17 protein-coding genes are annotated in these 16,387 nt (G+C 39.3%); 10 read left to right on the forward strand and 7 right to left on the reverse strand.

Translation table 11 applies throughout. The annotated features are described in order from the left end of the window. Positions 1 to 657 precede the first annotated feature (657 nt). The gene (locus AAEU29_RS19665) at positions 658 to 2,157 is read left to right on the forward strand and encodes a hypothetical protein (RefSeq protein WP_421974905.1); all 1,500 of its coding nucleotides are present in this window, start codon (positions 658 to 660) and stop codon (positions 2,155 to 2,157) included. Here the strand turns inward: AAEU29_RS19665 and yjeH are convergent. Then, positions 2,154 to 3,407, reverse strand: coding sequence for an L-methionine/branched-chain amino acid transporter (yjeH, locus tag AAEU29_RS19670; protein ID WP_421974906.1), 1,254 nt, complete (start codon positions 3,405 to 3,407; stop codon positions 2,154 to 2,156). The genes AAEU29_RS19665 and yjeH overlap by 4 nt on opposite strands. 157 nt (positions 3,408 to 3,564) lie before the next feature. Here yjeH and AAEU29_RS19675 point away from each other — a divergent pair, with 157 nt between their 5' ends. From AAEU29_RS19675 to AAEU29_RS19685, 3 genes are all read left to right on the forward strand, one after another. Next, entirely contained in the window at positions 3,565 to 3,993 is a 429-nt protein-coding gene (locus tag AAEU29_RS19675) for an Lrp/AsnC family transcriptional regulator (RefSeq protein WP_274763073.1), read from the forward strand. Positions 3,994 to 3,999: 6 nt separating this feature from the next. Further along, on the forward strand, positions 4,000 to 4,446 hold the full coding sequence (locus AAEU29_RS19680; RefSeq protein ID WP_421974907.1) for a 3-phosphoshikimate 1-carboxyvinyltransferase: 447 nt from the start codon (positions 4,000 to 4,002) through the stop codon (positions 4,444 to 4,446). Between the two features lie 82 nt (positions 4,447 to 4,528). Next, on the forward strand, positions 4,529 to 6,676 hold the full coding sequence (locus AAEU29_RS19685; RefSeq protein WP_421974908.1) for a S9 family peptidase: 2,148 nt from the start codon (positions 4,529 to 4,531) through the stop codon (positions 6,674 to 6,676). Between the two features lie 34 nt (positions 6,677 to 6,710). Here the strand turns inward: AAEU29_RS19685 and AAEU29_RS19690 are convergent, their stop codons facing one another. Continuing rightward, entirely contained in the window at positions 6,711 to 7,364 is a 654-nt protein-coding gene (locus tag AAEU29_RS19690; protein WP_421974909.1) for a glutathione S-transferase family protein, read from the reverse strand. Positions 7,365 to 7,476: 112 nt separating this feature from the next. On the opposite strand from AAEU29_RS19690, the gene AAEU29_RS19695 reads away from it, so the two are divergent. After that, complete coding sequence (locus tag AAEU29_RS19695; protein WP_421974910.1) at positions 7,477 to 8,307, forward strand: LysR family transcriptional regulator; 831 nt, start codon at positions 7,477 to 7,479, stop codon at positions 8,305 to 8,307. On the opposite strand, the gene AAEU29_RS19700 is transcribed toward AAEU29_RS19695, so the two are convergent. Beyond that, positions 8,290 to 8,757 (reverse strand): GNAT family N-acetyltransferase, encoded by a 468-nt coding sequence (locus AAEU29_RS19700; RefSeq protein ID WP_421974911.1) that lies wholly within the window; start codon positions 8,755 to 8,757, stop codon positions 8,290 to 8,292. The two genes, AAEU29_RS19695 and AAEU29_RS19700, sit on opposite strands and share 18 nt — an antisense overlap. 233 nt (positions 8,758 to 8,990) lie before the next feature. On the opposite strand from AAEU29_RS19700, the gene AAEU29_RS19705 reads away from it, so the two are divergent. After that, positions 8,991 to 9,680 (forward strand): DNA-3-methyladenine glycosylase I, encoded by a 690-nt coding sequence (locus AAEU29_RS19705; protein ID WP_421974912.1) that lies wholly within the window; start codon positions 8,991 to 8,993, stop codon positions 9,678 to 9,680. Positions 9,681 to 9,689: 9 nt separating this feature from the next. Here AAEU29_RS19705 and msrA read toward each other — a convergent pair whose 3' ends face one another. Next, positions 9,690 to 10,934, reverse strand: a complete 1,245-nt coding sequence (gene msrA, locus AAEU29_RS19710; protein WP_421974913.1) for a peptide-methionine (S)-S-oxide reductase MsrA — start codon at positions 10,932 to 10,934, stop codon at positions 9,690 to 9,692. Positions 10,935 to 11,096: 162 nt separating this feature from the next. On the opposite strand from msrA, the gene AAEU29_RS19715 reads away from it, so the two are divergent. Then, complete coding sequence (locus AAEU29_RS19715; protein ID WP_421974914.1) at positions 11,097 to 11,327, forward strand: hypothetical protein; 231 nt, start codon at positions 11,097 to 11,099, stop codon at positions 11,325 to 11,327. A 37-nt stretch (positions 11,328 to 11,364) separates the two neighbouring features. Here AAEU29_RS19715 and AAEU29_RS19720 read toward each other — a convergent pair whose 3' ends face one another. Beyond that, positions 11,365 to 12,135: a hypothetical protein gene (locus AAEU29_RS19720; RefSeq protein WP_421974915.1), complete on the reverse strand. Its 771-nt coding sequence runs from the start codon at positions 12,133 to 12,135 to the stop codon at positions 11,365 to 11,367. A gap of 131 nt (positions 12,136 to 12,266) precedes the next feature. Here AAEU29_RS19720 and AAEU29_RS19725 point away from each other — a divergent pair, with 131 nt between their 5' ends. The 3 genes from AAEU29_RS19725 to AAEU29_RS19735 all read left to right on the forward strand — a co-directional run bounded on the left by AAEU29_RS19725 (position 12,267) and on the right by AAEU29_RS19735 (position 13,857). Further along, positions 12,267 to 12,704 carry a PaaI family thioesterase gene (locus tag AAEU29_RS19725; RefSeq protein WP_274763063.1) on the forward strand — a complete coding sequence of 146 codons (438 nt, stop codon included), beginning with the start codon at positions 12,267 to 12,269 and terminating at the stop codon, positions 12,702 to 12,704. An 81-nt stretch (positions 12,705 to 12,785) separates the two neighbouring features. Continuing rightward, the gene (locus AAEU29_RS19730; protein ID WP_421974916.1) at positions 12,786 to 13,019 is read left to right on the forward strand and encodes a hypothetical protein; all 234 of its coding nucleotides are present in this window, start codon (positions 12,786 to 12,788) and stop codon (positions 13,017 to 13,019) included. A gap of 70 nt (positions 13,020 to 13,089) precedes the next feature. Next, on the forward strand, positions 13,090 to 13,857 hold the full coding sequence (locus AAEU29_RS19735) for a substrate-binding periplasmic protein (RefSeq protein ID WP_421974917.1): 768 nt from the start codon (positions 13,090 to 13,092) through the stop codon (positions 13,855 to 13,857). Here the strand turns inward: AAEU29_RS19735 and AAEU29_RS19740 are convergent. Together AAEU29_RS19740 and cysI are read right to left on the reverse strand one after the other, a co-directional pair. Continuing rightward, positions 13,854 to 14,594, reverse strand: coding sequence for a phosphoadenylyl-sulfate reductase (locus AAEU29_RS19740; RefSeq protein WP_421974918.1), 741 nt, complete (start codon positions 14,592 to 14,594; stop codon positions 13,854 to 13,856). The two genes, AAEU29_RS19735 and AAEU29_RS19740, sit on opposite strands and share 4 nt — an antisense overlap. Positions 14,595 to 14,635: 41 nt before the next feature. Beyond that, positions 14,636 to 16,354: an assimilatory sulfite reductase (NADPH) hemoprotein subunit gene (cysI, locus tag AAEU29_RS19745; RefSeq protein ID WP_421974919.1), complete on the reverse strand. Its 1,719-nt coding sequence runs from the start codon at positions 16,352 to 16,354 to the stop codon at positions 14,636 to 14,638. Between the last annotated feature and the right edge of the window lie 33 nt (positions 16,355 to 16,387).

A 16,387-nucleotide genomic window follows, 5' to 3' on the forward strand; every position in this document is an offset into this window, starting at 1 on the left:
TCGATGATAGTGTGGGTTCGCCCATGTGAAAGTAGAACATCGCCAAGCTCCTAATTAAGTAGAAAGCCCGCTCAATGAGCGGGCTTTTTGCGTTTTGGCGTTAAACGATTTTAGAAATAAGCAGCCAGACTTCAGAATAGTGCTGAATCCTGAATCCTGAATCCTGAATCCTGAATCCTGAATCCTGAATCCTGAATCCTGAATCCTGAATCCTGAATCCTGAATCCTGAATCTAAGCTATTTCCACTTGTTCTTGAGGCGAAAAGATGGCGTTTGGGTCGATAATAATGTTCTGTTTAGAATTTAACGCTAATGTGCTCTTTCCACTAACTCACATACTTTATTAATACATAGCGTTTGAGGTGATGTGTTGTGTTCACATGTCGAAAGGTGTTGAGAGCTTTCACTGTATTCAGTTAGTTGAACAGTTTTATATACATTTTTGTTGGATATAGTCGGATGGAAAAATCCGTTTTTCTTATGTCTTATTAACGTAATATAGTAGTATTGGATTGTTTATAGGTTGTTTACTCAGGCTTTTCGCTGATTAACATTTTCTGCCTTTGTTGTAATAATTGTCTTTTTTGTGCCGATATAGAGTATCTTTTACTTTGTTAGCACTCACGTAAGTATTGTTTAGAATTAAATAATAAGAATATGAAACGCTTTATTCAGTATCAAACAGATAGATTGTCTGCTATCCCAAATATGGCGAGCGCAATCTCAAAGAAAATATCAGAATTCCAATTCGATTATCGTAAGATGCTGGAAGAAGCTTCGTTATTTTTTGAAAAGCATTATGAATATGAAACTGAGTTGGCACAGATCAATAAGAAAAGTGCTGCCTATCAAGAGCATATTGATATTGTAGAAAATTACAAAAAAGAGAAAGGCAAGTTACCGATCATTAAAGGGCAGCGTTCGGCACAACGCTACCTTGAGAAACTACATCAGAAAATTGATGAAGGTGAATATCGAATTAAGCAAATAGCTGCTGAGCGCTTAAAAGCGCGGGGCGAGCGTTATATTGCGTTAGAAAAGTTAATTGATAATATCCTTGATCTACTTGATGGTCCGAAAATATTTAGCCAGTTCTTAGGTACTATGGTGTTATCAACTCCTTTACCTAATGAAACCGTTCGCTGCATCCGCAATGAAAAAAATAAGCCGATTTATATAACTGCTTTAACTGTCGCCCTGTTTGAAGAAACACGATTATTTAATGAGTTTAAATCACCTTACTTAAAACAAGCATTAATCGACATTATTGGCGATGACAAAGTAAGTTTAATGCAGCGTCATGATTATAAGCCTTTTACTAAAGAGCAGAAAATGGCTTATCGTGAGGAGGTTTTGAAACCAATTGTTAAAGCGACTTTACTACGTCATATTGGTTCATATGCTCCACATGCTGAAGCTATATATCAAGGAAATCGTTTTCGTTTATTAGATGTTGAAGAGCGTAATAAGTTGCTGTCTGGTATAAAGCGCAATTCGTATCTTTATCTGCGCCAAGGTGTAGGATTGCCGCAAAGGCGTTTTGATAAAAAAGAAGAGCGTGACGAATTCTTCACAATTGAGAATGCCAAGCTTGAGTTTATGACTCAGCTGCTTGATTTTGATAATCAAGGACCTGAATTACGCGATTTAATGCGTATTCCAATGGTTTATGCGTCATTTATGTTATCAACCAAAGAAGAATATGATTACCGTAATATGTATCGTGCCTACGACATTCTTAAAGAAGGCATGAAGCATGGAGAATACAATGCTAATTTTTGCGCACTGTTTTTAAGAATGGTGGGGCGCTTTCCTCTTGGTAGTGGTATTTACTTTATTTCGCATGAAACGGAGCAAATTGAAAAAGGCATTGTTTGTTCTTTATTTCCGAAAAACCCAGAAGAACCTTACGTAAAACAAATTACACGCAACCATATTCAATCGCTTAGTCAAACAGAAGTGTTGGTTGTTCGCAGCACTAACATTTATTTTGAATCAACCCGAGAAAATTCAGGCATAGATGAAGTGGTCTTTACTCAGCGATATCAACCTCCATACGTTTGGAATGCAAATGAAGTATGGGAGGTTCAAGTGCCAGCTTTAGTTTTTTGGAAAAAAGATGGCACCGTGAAACACAGTAATTTATCTATGCTTTAAGCTAACTTATTAAGTTGCTGTTTAAGCACAAGCTTTCTTTTTTGCCATTTTACAATAGGTAGTAAAATGGCGATTAATAAAATGGCATAAACCATATGTGGACCTATACCAAATACCAGCCCAAAACATGCTAAAAACCCGAGCATAATTGAAAGTCGATGTTTACTGGTTAAAAGTACCCATGCTGATGCCATTGTTGCTAGGTATATCACAGCAAAAACACCATTTACCCAATTAATTAAATCTTCTAAATCTTGTCCTGTAAAATGGGTTATCACCAGCACTAAGGCCATAATGCTTAATACTGTTGATAGCGCTCTGTGTGGCACGTTTTGTTGATTTGAGTGTGATAGCACACGAGGCAACACACCTTGCTCGGCAAAACTGGCAACCAGTTTGGCTAAGCTGGCGGTGTAGACATTGATTGTTGCAAGACCACCTGCAACACCTAATATGCCAACAATATAACTACCGCCACTAAAGTACGTATCAAAAACGCCAACCATAGCGAGTGTGGCATCGCTTGGATGATTTAATACTAACAATGTTGAAGCAATATAAATCATGCCAACAAGCACACTGCCGATGATCATGGCTGGTATCACGTCTTTATTAGGGCGTTTAAATTCATTCGCTAGATGAGACATAGCTTCTACACCTAAAAAGCTCCAGAAAGCTAAGCCTGCGGCCTGGAAAACAGCATTGTGTTCAAAGCTATCAAAAGTTGGATTAATTCCGTTAGGTTGACCTGTGCTCGATACAAATAACGCCATAACGATGGCGACGATAAATAAAGTAAGTAAAAATTGTAATTTTGCCGAAACATGAATGCCTTTTCGGTTTAACAAATATAAACCTGCTAACGCACTTAATTCCGCAATCAATAAGTGAAACCCATCGATGGCAATCATGCCCTGTACAAATTGAAATGTCATAATGACAGCTGCAGGTGTGCCTATCGGAACTACCAATAAAAACATTAAGCCAATCACGCGTCCTGCTGTTTCGCCAAACGCTTTTTCCACAAAATAAGCAGGTCCTCGTGAATGGGGGTGAATGGATGAGAGTTTGCCAAAGATGTAGGTCATAGGCAGCAGTCCAATCGTCAATAATAGCCAAGCGAATATTGCGTTACTACCCGACATTTCGACGGTCAATTGCGGCAGAATAAACACGCCTGTTCCGAGTAATGTTGTCGCCATCATGCCAGCACCTTGCCAGCGTCCTATACCATTATTATTTAAGCTCATAGTGTTTATGTGAGAGGGGGATTGATTGCAACAGTATAAGAATGTTCTTAAATACAAACTGATGTTGTTACTAGGCAATTCGGTAGATATACCGTTAAAATGACGGTTTTAGCGTTTATAACAAAATTTTTGATTGTTATGAGTAATAAGTATGCAAATGGATAAATTTGATCAGGCGATTATTGCCCAGCTAAAGATCAATGCTAGGCAAAGTGTTTCAGCTATCGCTGATGCTGTTAACTTGTCGCGTTCTGCAGTTACAGAGCGGATTAAAAAGTTAGAACGAAACGGACAAATCCGTGGTTATCAGGTACTACTTAGCGAATCACAAAAAGTAGGGGTGTCTGCATATTTTGAAATACAGCATCAGTGTGCGCGTTGTTCAAACATCGTAAAGGTATTTCAAGTCATTCCTGAGGTACTCACTTGTCATGGCATTACGGGAGACATGGACTTATTAGTGTTTGTGCAAACGGACTCAATGCAACGCTTACATGAAATCAGAGAGTATTTAGACGCTGAACCAGACATTGTAAAAATTAAAACGCATGTCGTTATGAGTGAATGGATTAACAATTTAGGGTAGTGCACGATGCATCAATTAGATCACGATTTGGAAAAAGAAAATACCCAAGTGAGAAAAACGCTTAGAGAAGACCCAACAATAGCAAGTTTGCTAAGTAGAATGCCAGAATCAGTACAACATAGTTTTACCGAAGAACAGCTTGCAAATTTACGTGTTGCCTTAGGTGCACGTAGTTGGGGCAAGCATAAAATTGATTTTCGTAGCACTATCTCATTTTTTTCATATCGATATTATTATGTTTTTGTCGCAGGTCGAAACCGTCGAGAACTTACAAGAGCTGAAAAGAGAATGGGCTTGCTTATTCAGTCTGCATTACTTACTACTTTTCTTATTTTTTGTTCGATGATGGGATTGCTTGTTTTATATCTAATCAAGTCTGCATTAGGTGTCGATCTGTTTCCTAGCTTTTCTCTTGGTATTTGGGACTGGTTTAAAGAAAATATACTGAATTAGCATTAACATTTGGTTACGTAAAGGGATAGTTATCTATAAATTGCTGATATAGCATAAGTAGGTAACAGGAAAAGGATAAACAATGAAAATAATCAAATCTCTCGCATTGGGTTTAGTGGCTGCATCTGTACTTGCAGCATGCTCATCTGCTGATAATACAGTTTCTTCTAAGGAAGAGAGCTTAGTTGCACCTATCGCAAAAAAAGTACCATTTAAGATGACGCAACATGGTCACACCCGTGTAGATAACTATTATTGGATGCGTGACGATAAGCGTCAAGACCCAGAAATTCTTGCGCATTTAGCAGCTGAAAATAGCTACACAGAACAGCAATTAAAGCATACGGAAAGCCTTCAATCGCAGTTATTTGATGAAATCAAAGGGCGTATTGTAAAAGATGACCAATCTGTACCAGTAAAAAAAGGCGATTACTTTTACGGAAGTGAAGTAAGTGGGGATAATGAATACCGCATCTACACACGTGCAAAAGATTTAGCTGGTACCAATAAAGAAGTGCTTCTCGATGTAAATGAGTTAGCAAAAAAGCACGAATATTTTAGTGTGTCAGGCTTATCTGCAAGCCCAGATAGCAAATTGTTAGCCTATGGCGAAGATACAGTTAGTCGCCGTATCTATACCATCCGAATTAAAAATCTTGAAACGGGTGAATATTTAAAAGACGAAATCAAAGACACCGAAGGTGATGTGGTTTGGGGTAACAACAATCAGTTTTTCTACTACATTAAAAAAGACCCTCAAACTTTACTTGGTTACCAAGTTTATCGCCATGTACTTGGTACAGAACAAAGACAGGACGAATTAGTCTACGAAGAACAAAATAAGGCTTATTACACTTACATCAGCAAAAGCAAAGATGGTCAGTTAGTATATATCCATCACTCAAGTACCGAAGCGAGTGGCGTTTCAATACTTAACGCTAATGATGTAAAAGCAACACCAACACGTTTTATCCCACGTGAAGCAAAACATGAGTACAGTATTGCTAAGCTTAATAATGACTTCTATATAAAAACCAATTTAAACGCGGTGAACTTTCGTTTAATGAAAGTAGATGCAGCAAATATTGGTGATAAAACAAAGTGGCAGGAAGTTATTCCAGCACGCGATAACGTTAAACTTGAAGATATTGAGCTGTTCAATAATCACTTAGTTTATCAAGAGCGTGAAAACGGATTGATACGTTACAAAGTTCGCGAATTAAATTCTGGAAAAGAAACTGAGTTGAAGTTTAAAGATGTGGCATTTGCTTCAAGTTTGTCTGGCAATCATGAACTAGATAACCCAAAAGTTCGACTTTATTATGCAAGTATGACAACACCGATTAGTGTTCTTGAGTTTTCATTAGAAAGTGGTGATAAAACCGTATTGAAAGAGCAAAAAGTACTTGGTGACTTTAATACTGATAATTATGTCTCTGAGCGTATTATGGTTACGGCGCGTGATGGTAAAAAAGTACCTGTTTCATTGGTTTACCGTAAAGATAAGTTCAAAAAAGATGGCACGAATCCACTTTACCAATATGGTTATGGCTCGTATGGTGCAACGTTTGATCCGATATTTTCATCATCACGTTTAAGCTTACTTGATCGTGGTTTTGTTTATGCTATTGCGCATATTCGAGGTTCTGAAATGTTAGGCCGCCCTTGGTATGACGATGGTAAAAAGTTAACTAAGAAAAATACCTTTAATGACTTTGTTGATGTAACTAAATCGCTTGTAGCACAAGGCTATGGCGCAAAAGATAAAGTATTTGCGGTAGGTGGTAGTGCTGGCGGTTTATTAATGGGTGCAGTAATCAATCAGGCACCTGAGTTATACCGAGGAGTAGCTGCACATGTACCGTTTGTAGATGTGGTAACTACGATGTTAGATGAATCGATTCCGCTAACAACAAATGAGTATGATGAGTGGGGAAATCCAAATGACAAAGTGTATTATGACTATATGCTAAGTTACTCTCCTTATGATCAAGTTAAGCGTCAAGCCTATCCAAACTTATTGGTTACAACTGGTCTACATGATTCACAGGTACAATACTTTGAACCAATGAAATGGGTAGCAAAGCTGCGTGAATATAAAACAGATAATAATCTGTTGTTATTCAAAACAGATATGGAAGCAGGACATGGCGGTTCGTCTGGTCGCTTTAAGCGCATCAACGACACTGCGCTTGAATATGCCTTCTTCTTAGATCTACTTAATAAGTAATATCAATAAGGGGCTTTTAGCCCCTTTTATTTTGCTAAAGTTCTTCTCCAGCTTCATCCATGGCAACAATCTCTGTTTCCTTTAATGCGTCAGTAATCCACTCGGCAAGTACTTCACAACTCAATACCTTTTCCATATACGCAGTGGCAGATGCGTTAAGCGAAATACCATAGGTTTTGAAACGCAGTGCTACAGGTGCATACATGGCATCAACAATACCCCACTCACCAAATAACCAGCCACCTTGTTGTTCAAATTGTGCATGTTGCTCACTAAATATTTGCTCAATGCGTGCAATATCAGCAAGGCTTTGTTGTGTTAGCGCTACTTTGCGTTTAGCACGAATATTCATGGGTAATTGATTACGTAGTGAATTAAACCCTGAATGCATTTCAGCTGCCAAAGCACGCGCTTTTGCACGGTGCCAAGGGTCAGTTGGCCAACCTTGATTTGATAAATAAGTTTCATTGATGTATTCGCATATCGCCAGTGAATCCCACACCGTAATGCTGTTATCAATTAAGACTGGAACTTTGGCAATTGGCGCAATATTGCTAAGGGTTTTAGTGAAGTCATCAGTCTCTAATTTTAAGTTGTGTTCATTAAAATCCAAGTTGAATTTCTTTAATAAAATCCAAGCTCTTAAAGACCAAGTAGAGTAGTTTTTATTGGCGATATATAAATCCATAGTGTTTTATGCTCAAGTGTTTATTTTACGGTATAACGCCAAATGTATAGTGTTATTTAACATCTGAATAGCGCATAATTCTTATACTATCTATCAGATTAATTGATGTGTTATGGAAATTGATGCACTTAAAAGTTTACTGGCGTTTGTAGAAACGGGCAGTATTACCCGCGCTGCAAAACAGGTTAATCGCACCCAGTCAGCTGTGAGTATGCAGATGAAGAAATTAGAACAAGATTTAGGAAAAACCTTGTTTGAAAAAAGCGGTCGCAACCTAATGTTATCTAAAGAAGGGCATCAACTTGTTGGATACGCGAAGCAACTTATAACTCATTACGATAGCACCCTAAATGCAATTAAATCGCATAATACTAAGCTGCGTATTCGGCTAGGCTGCCCTGATGACTATGCAAATACCATATTACCTAAAGTAGTTCGCAATATGCATAGTTTATGGCCGGACTTAGACTTACAAATTCGCTGCCTACCAAGTAATGTTATTCGTCAGCAGCTTGATAGTGGTGAACTCGATGTAGGCATAGTAACGCGCTCTTTCGATAGTGAAGAAGGTTTACTTATTGCCAAAGACCGCGGTGTATGGGTATGTAATGGTGATACTCAATTAGCAAAGCAAACCCCCTTGCCTTTGGTGACATTTCAACAAGATTGTCGGTTTCATCATGCTGCAATAGAAGGGCTGCATAAACAAGCGCGGCAATTTAAATTGATTGCGATGAGCGGTAGTGTCGCTGCAATGCATAGCTTAGTAAAAGAAGGGCTTGCAATTGGTGCAATGGCAAGCCTTAGTAAAGGTGATTTGGTTGAGCTTTGCAACGAGCAATTGCCGGATTTACCACAAATCAGCATTGTGCTTATTTGTAATGCGCACGCCAATAGTTTTATATCGCAACAACAACTCAATCAGCTAGGCAACTGCTTTTAGTGGTAGTGTCATAAATGTACTGTTGGGATCCGCTTGGTAGTCTGCAAAAGGGCCGCATTCTTTAAAGCCAAATTTAGTATAAAGGTTGCGGGCAGCTTGAAAATAGTCTTGCGTGCCTGTTTCAAGTGATAACACTTGATAGTGCTTTGCTATGGCAAGCTCAATAACATGTTGCAGTAATCTTGATGCAACACCTTGGCCACGAGCCTGTTTTGCTGTGCGCATTGATTTTATTTCTGCGAATGTTGTGTTGTGATGCTTTATTGCAATACAGCCTAATAGGCTATCGCCTCGCCATGCACTAAAAAATGTTATATCGCTTTGTTTAAGTGCGTTAAGGTCAAGCGCATGAACGCTTTCGGCAGGTGAAGTGGCATACATGTCATCTAAATGTTCTTGTAAAAGCGCAATGACATTTGGGCTGGATAAATCATCAATTTTAATGTGCATAAAAGGTCTTCTATAAATAATCCAACCTCGCTATTCATCTAACGTGCCAAATTATTACATTATTTAACCTATTGAATCTATTCAAAAATTAAAATTTGAATAGATTGCAGAATTTGAAAATCGTCATTGTTGCACTTTTTTAGTGCAAGCGGTGCTCATTTCTTTGGCGTCGCTCTTGCTTCTTAATTTACAGAGGAGTTAAGCTTAATAAAATTTATGATAGCTAGTGAGTTATGGAAAAATTTAACGATATATATATGCGTGCAGTAGATCGAAAAGGTGGCGAAACACGCCTTGAAATGCTGCTATCAAAGCCGCTCAGTGATAAAGAATTAGCTAAACTGCCTGATTCAGCTTGGTTATCCGAGTTCACAAAAAAGATATTTCAAAGTGGCTTTTATTGGTCTGTAATCGAGAAAAAATGGCCAGGTTTTGAAGAGGTTTTTTGGCGTTTTGATGTTGAGGCATTACTGATGATGTCACCAGAACAGCAAGAAAAAGCCGCCAGTGATGAGCGCATTGTACGTAATTATAAAAAAGTACAAACGGTGCAGGCCAATGCCTATATGATCCATGAAATCGCAGGCCAACATGGTAGTTTTAGCCAGTTTATAGCTGATTGGCCAAGTAACGATATTGTTGGCCTTTGGCAATATCTTAAAAAGCATGGTGCACGCTTAGGAGGAAACACAGGGCCTTATGCGCTGCGTGTACTCGGTAAAGATACTTTTTTGCTATCGCGAGATTGTGAAAGCTATTTGCGTGCACACAAAATAGTGGATGGTGGTCTACAAACGAAAAAGTCGCTGGTTGCAATCCAGCACTTTTTTAATGAACTGCAACAGCAAAGTAGTTTGAGTTACCAAGAGCTTAGTCAAATAATTTCATATAGTTGTGGCGATAATGTGGTTGGCATAAGCTAACTATTCAAGTTAACTGCGTGGCACAAACTCTAATACCGTAGCGTTAATACAGTAACGCAACTGACCATTTGGGCCATCATCAAACACATGGCCCAAATGAATATCAGATTCAACCGCACGAATTTCAGTGCGTACCATGCCAAAACTGTGATCAGGTTTTTCGTAGACTGCGCCTTTGACTGGTTTGGTAAACGAAAGCCAGCCACTGCCAGAATTAAAACGGTCGCGCGTATCAAATAACGCTGCGCCACTGAGCTTATCGATAAAAATACCATCGGGTGTATTTTTAAAAATCTCATACTGTTTGCAATAGCGATTATCTGTACCCTTATTGAATGCGACATTAAACGCTTCGCCTTTACCTAGTTTAAATGCTCCCACTATCTTGTAAAACTCATCACGAGATACATAACCTTGGCGTGCAAAAACTTCTTTGCCTTGCTCTAACAAAATAATGGTGGGGGTTGCCCAGGTTGGCGTTTTAATTGTGAGATCGTGAAGTTGATTCGCCGTTCTAAACGTAAGCGGAATTGAGCCAGCATACCCTTTTGCTGTCTCAGCTTTAAATTTTTCACAGTAAGGGCAGAATGGGGCATCAATGACCAAAATTTGTTTACCTTTTAACAGCGCACTGTTATCAAGTTTAGCGATAGTTTGTTGGTTAAATGTCACACCAGTTCGCAAATCAGGGCAGTAGCCATTAGGATTTTTGGCTAGGTAATCTTGGTGATATTCTTCTGCCGCATAAAAGGTATCAAGTGGCTTAATGCTGGTGGCTATTTTGCCGAAACCAGCTTGATTCAATAGAGATTGGAATTGTTTAGTGACAGCCATTGCGAGCGTTTTTTGTCGCTCTGAGTTATATAAAATAGTTGAGCGATATTGTGTGCCGACATCGTTACCTTGACGGTTGAGCTGAGTAGGGTCATGGTGCTCGTAAAAATGTTGTAATATTTGCTCAAGGCTAATTTGATTACGATTGAAAGTCACCTTTACGACTTCGGCATAGTTGTTAGGATTATATTTATTACTCTTTTTGATGATATTTCGGTAGCTTGCCTTAAAGCCGTTGCCATCAGCATATCCACTTACAGCGTCAATTACCCCGTTTAGCGCTTGATAGCGTTTTTCTGCACCCCAAAAACAACCCGAACCCAACACAATTGAGTCCACATGATTGGTCTGCGCTGTTGCGGCATGGGTCAAATTGGTAAAGCTTAAAAAAAACAAGCTGACACAAATTAAGTAGTTCATATTGCTGCCTTGTTAAAGTTATTTACTACGTAATAAATAAGACCTGAGATCGCTGAATTAAAATTCATTACCGCTAAACATCTAAATAAACCGCTTATCAATAAAAGACTTATATAAAGCAGAATGACAATATGCTTGTCGGCAATGAAAGCGGGAGGATTTATGAAAAAACTAATTTCAATTGCAGTAGCTGCTTCAGCATTATCGTTAGTTGGATGCAACACAACAATGGATGTGACTTATACACCGATTACTGAGCTTGAGACGCACACAAGTTGGGAAATAAACCCAGTAACAGGTTCTTGGGAAGCAGTTGAAAACACTGTGTATATTAGTGCAAAAGAAAAACAACACACGTTGCCGAAACAATACGATCGTTTTGCAAATAACTAGTATTACTCTGAATGCGCATGAGCAATCATGCGCTTTTTTAGAAGCGCGAAGTAAGTAATAAAGTGACTGAATCAAGTCCTGAATCATCATCACCAAGGCCAGCTCCTAAGCCAAAACTAAATGAAAAGTGTGGGTTAAACCAATACTGAGTTTGCACTTCAACGTTGTTGTTATCAAAGTCATTTGTTTGTGCAAGCGCTTGAATTCCAATAAACCAATTATCACTGAAGTAATAATCAGCACGCCCTTGATAGTAGTTTGCTTTTCCTGAAATTTGCTTAAACACAAAATCCCAACCTTGCCCTTGGGTTATTTTTGTATAGCGAACATAAGGCGTTAGGCGCCAATTGTTACTAGAATCCTCATTACCGAAATAATCGGTTTCATTACGGTATAAGTAAGTTGCACCTACACCCAGTTGCAGATTGTCAGTAATATTATTGCCAAGCTCACCGCTCAGTCTTAGGTAATGATTGTCGTATTCGTTATCAAGAGCGTATTCTGCACCTCCTCGAAATACCAATGCATTATCAAAATAATGTGTGTAGCCGACATCAACATCATAGAAATCATCTAATACCAGCGCACGTGTTGTTAGGCTGTTAATACGGTTGAGGTATGATTTTAGGTTATGGGGGCCACTGGCACTTGCGAGGTCATCAAATGCATAAGTGTAAGCTGCACCTACGAAGTGATTATCAAAATCATACAGGTCGGATATTCCGAAGTCGATTTGGTGTTGAATCGTGTTGTTAGCTAAGAGAGTATTGGAGGTAATCAATAACGCAATTGACAGTAGTTTTTTCATAATCGTAGTTGAGTTCTTTTTGCCAGCAGCATAAAGAAATAACTTCCTCGCGATAAGTGTGTAACTGTTTAAAATTGTGAGATATTGTAAATAGAGACTCTAAAAAATTTAAAGCATTAAGAAGCAACAATATGATCTGGTTTAAAGCAATTGATAAAGCATTGTGCGACAAGTTAGATGAAGGCCTTAACGGCAAAGGCAGTTTAATGAAAACCCTTGGCATCGAAATATGTGAAATTGGTGATGATTATCTAGTTGCAAGTATGCCTGTAACACCAGACCATCACAATCCAATAGGTATGCTTCATGGTGGTGCCAATGTCGTACTAGCCGAGACAGTGGCAAGTTATGCTGCTAATTTTGTGGTCGATACCAATAAATTCTATTGTGTCGGGCAAGAGATCAATGCAAACCATATTAAAGCGGCACGTAAGGGGATGGTGTATGCCACTGCAAGAGCAATTCATTTAGGCAAACGCACCTCGGTTTGGGAAGTTAAGATTACCAACCAAGCGGGAGAGCTTACCTGTATTTCTAGAATGACAGCTGCAGTGGTTGAGCGCCGATAATTGATCTATATCTAGTTCACTGTTAATAGCGCTAGTATTTTTAATTGTGCTGGCATATATCTTAGCTAGAGGTATATGCCAATGAGTGAAAAAAAACTAATTACGCTGCTTAAAATTGTTATCGTGCTTGGCCTGTGCCTTATTGGCTTAGGCTACTACTTAATTAATGTTGCTCATATTGAACAAAGTATGGGAGTAACAGGCATGATGATTGGCGGTGGCTGTTATGCGTTTGGCATTATTCTTTCACTACCTACAAAAATGTACCTCACGTTTATCTGGGTGACCGCAGAGCAACGACAAAAACAAAAGTAGCGAAATGTCGTTTTCATAATTTTCAGCCATACTTATTAGTAAGTTAGTGCTTCTTGTATTTATGAATAGTGTGATTCGACTTATAAGCCTAGTGTGCTTTTTACTAAGTAGTTCAGTTGCTGCAAGCGATGTAAAAGTTGCAGCAGGTAATTTTGTGCCTTATTTCAAAGCCGATATTCAAACTAATAAACAAGGTTTGTACGAGCTTTTGGTAACGTCTGCTCTAAGCAAAATGTTGATAAATCCAACCTTTGTAAATGTTTCAAATGAGGCGATAAAACGCTATTACCACAAAGGGCGAGTAGACATAGCAATCAATTGGACAGGTGAGTTTTTAGGTGAAGGTTATATCTCTGAATATCGACTCTTTTTTTATAACCGCGCAATATTAAGGCGTTCGAGCAGGTGGGCAGCAGCCACACAAATACTTGAATTAGAAGGAGCTCGAATCGCGAGTTTTTCTGGTGCAAGTTTAAACTTTGGCGCAAATTACAATTTACTGATAAATAAAGTAAACACCCGATACTTTGAAAGTGGTGATCAATTGGCTATCAACAAAATGTTACTGGCAAATAAAGTGGATATCCTGATTGCTGATTGGCTCAAATTTTATCGTTATATTAAACCATTGGGTTTACTTGATGAGTTTACATTCTTAGATGTATTACATAACTCAGGCTCTAAAATTATTTTCAAAGATAAACAGTTACGGGATGAATTTGATAGGGTAATTGAGAGTATGCATGCGAGTGGTGAGTTAGAACAACTCACCCAAGCATGGCTGGCAAAAAATAATTTACCTAAGGTGTCACATCATTTTTTGGCGAAGCGATCTTAAATGCCGCCACCGTCTGTGTGTAAACCACATTCACGATTTAAACCAAAGAAACGGGTTTCTTCTTCAGTCATTCCAGGCTCTAGTTTACGTGTGGTATGCACATCACCCATAGACACATAACCTTGCTCCCACAGTGGGTGGTATGGTAAATCGTGCTTCGTTAAGTACTGATACACATCACGGCTATGCCAATCAATAATTGGATAAACCTTCACCGTACCGCGGCTAATTTCAAGCACTTGCTTGTCGGCGCGAGTCGATGATTGTTGGCGACGCAAACCGCTAAACCAAGTACCAGCATCCAACTCTTTTAATGCACGTGTCATTGGTTCAACTTTATTTAAGGTATTGTATTGTTTAATACCTTGCTCGCCTTGTTCCCATAATTTACCAAACTTAGCTTCTTGCCATGCAGGGCTTATTTCAGATTTATACACTTTCAGATTGAGTTTCAATCGCTCTGTAAGCTCATCAATAAACTGATAAGTTTCAGGAAAGAGATAACCTGTATCCGTTAAAACTACTGGAATATCCGCTTTTTGTGATGTAACTAGGTGTAACATTACAGCCGCTTGAATGCCAAAGCTGGATGATAAAAAGTGTGTGCTTGGTAAATTTTCTAACGCCCACAAAACACGTTCTTCAGCAGAAAGCTGTGCTAACAAGCCATTTGCATCGGCAAGCATGGCATTTTGAACGTCTTTATCTAGCGTTAATATTTGCTTAAATTCACTCATGCATAAATTCCAAATTAGGGCGGCTAACCGCCCTTAAAATATTAAGCGTGGAAGTCTGTTTTAGAAACTTTCACTTCGGCAACGATTTCCTTGCGGATAGCGAAGTCACCAAAACATTCGCCTTCGTTGCGCTCTTTAGCCCATTGGCCAATTAATTCGTCTAGCGCTGGTAGGTAAACATCTTCACCTACGTTTTCTAGGTAAAGCTTAGGAATACGGGTACCTTCACGGTTACCACCTAAGTAAACGTTGTATTTACCTGGGCCTTTACCAACAAAGCCAATCTCAGCTAGCATGGCGCGACCACAACCATTCGGGCAACCTACGACACGCATAATGATGTCGTCGTTCGGAATTTCGTGTTTCGCTAAAATCGCTTCTGTTTTCTCAATAAGCTCTGGCAGGTAACGCTCAGCTTCAGCCATTGCTAGTGGACACGTTGGTAATGCTACACATGCCATTGAGTTAATGCGTTGCTCTGAGTATGAGTCGTCAATTAAGCCGTGCTCACGAGCGATTTTCTCAATAATGTCTTTTTGATCAGCTGGTACACCGGCAATGATCAGGTTTTGGTTTGCAGTCATGCGGAAATCACCTTGGTGAATTTCAGCAATCTTACGACAACCGGTTTTAAGTGCTTTATCTGGGAAATCTAAAATACGACCATTTTGAATAAACACGGTTAAGTGGTGTTTACCATCAATGCCTTCTACCCAACCAATACGATCACCACGGTGTGTGAACTCATATGGGCGGCTTTCTTCAAATTTAACGCCAGCGCGGTTTTCAACTTCAGCTTTAAATGCATCAGTACCGAAAGTATCAAGGGTATATTTCGTTTTTGCGTTCTTACGGTTAACACGGTTACCCCAGTCACGCTGTACAGATACGACGTGCTCGGCAATTTTTAGCGTGTGCTCAAGCGGAATGAAACCTAGATCATCAGCTTTGCGCGGGTAAGTGTTTACATCACCGTGGGTCATTGCAAGACCGCCACCAACAAGTACGTTAAAACCAACTAGTTTGCCATTATCTGCAATGGCAACAAAGTTAAGGTCATTCGCGTGAACGTCTACTTCGTTGTTTGGTGGAATAGTAACAGTCGTTTTGAACTTACGTGGTAAGTAAGTTGAACCTAAAATTGGCTCTTCTGTTGTTTCAGTCTTTTCACCGTTTAACCAAATTTCAGCATACGCTTTAGTGTGTGGCAGTAAGTGCTCAGAAATCTTTGCAGCCCACTCGTAAGCTTCTTGGTGTAACTCAGACTCAACAGGGTTAGTGGTACATAGTACGTTACGGTTAACGTCACCGGCAGTTGCAATTGAGTCAATGCCAACGCTGTTTAGCATTTGGTGCATTTCTTTAATGCCCGGCTTTAACACACCGTGGAATTGGAATGTTTGACGCGTTGTTAAACGAATACTGCCGTAAATTGTTTTATCGCCAGCAAACTCATCAATCGCTAACCACTGCTTAGGCGTGATAATACCGCCCGGCATACGTGCGCGAAGCATCACGTTGTGCATAGGCTCTAGCTTTTGCTTAGTACGCTCTGGACGAATATCACGGTCGTCTTGCTGATACATACCGTGGAAACGGATTAGCTGGAAGTTGTCCGCTGTAAAACCACCTGTAAGTTGGTCTTTTAAATCCGCTTCAATGGTACCGCGTAAAAAGTTACTTTGTGTTTTTAGTCTTTCGTTATCAGCAAACTTAGCATTTGGGTCTAGCTTGCTGTTAGGTTTGTAATCTGTGCTCATGGCTTATCCTAAAATTCTACTGTGACGGTCAGT

Source organism: Pseudoalteromonas aquimarina, from assembly GCF_049257255.1.
Classification (GTDB): Bacteria; Pseudomonadota; Gammaproteobacteria; order Enterobacterales; family Alteromonadaceae; genus Pseudoalteromonas.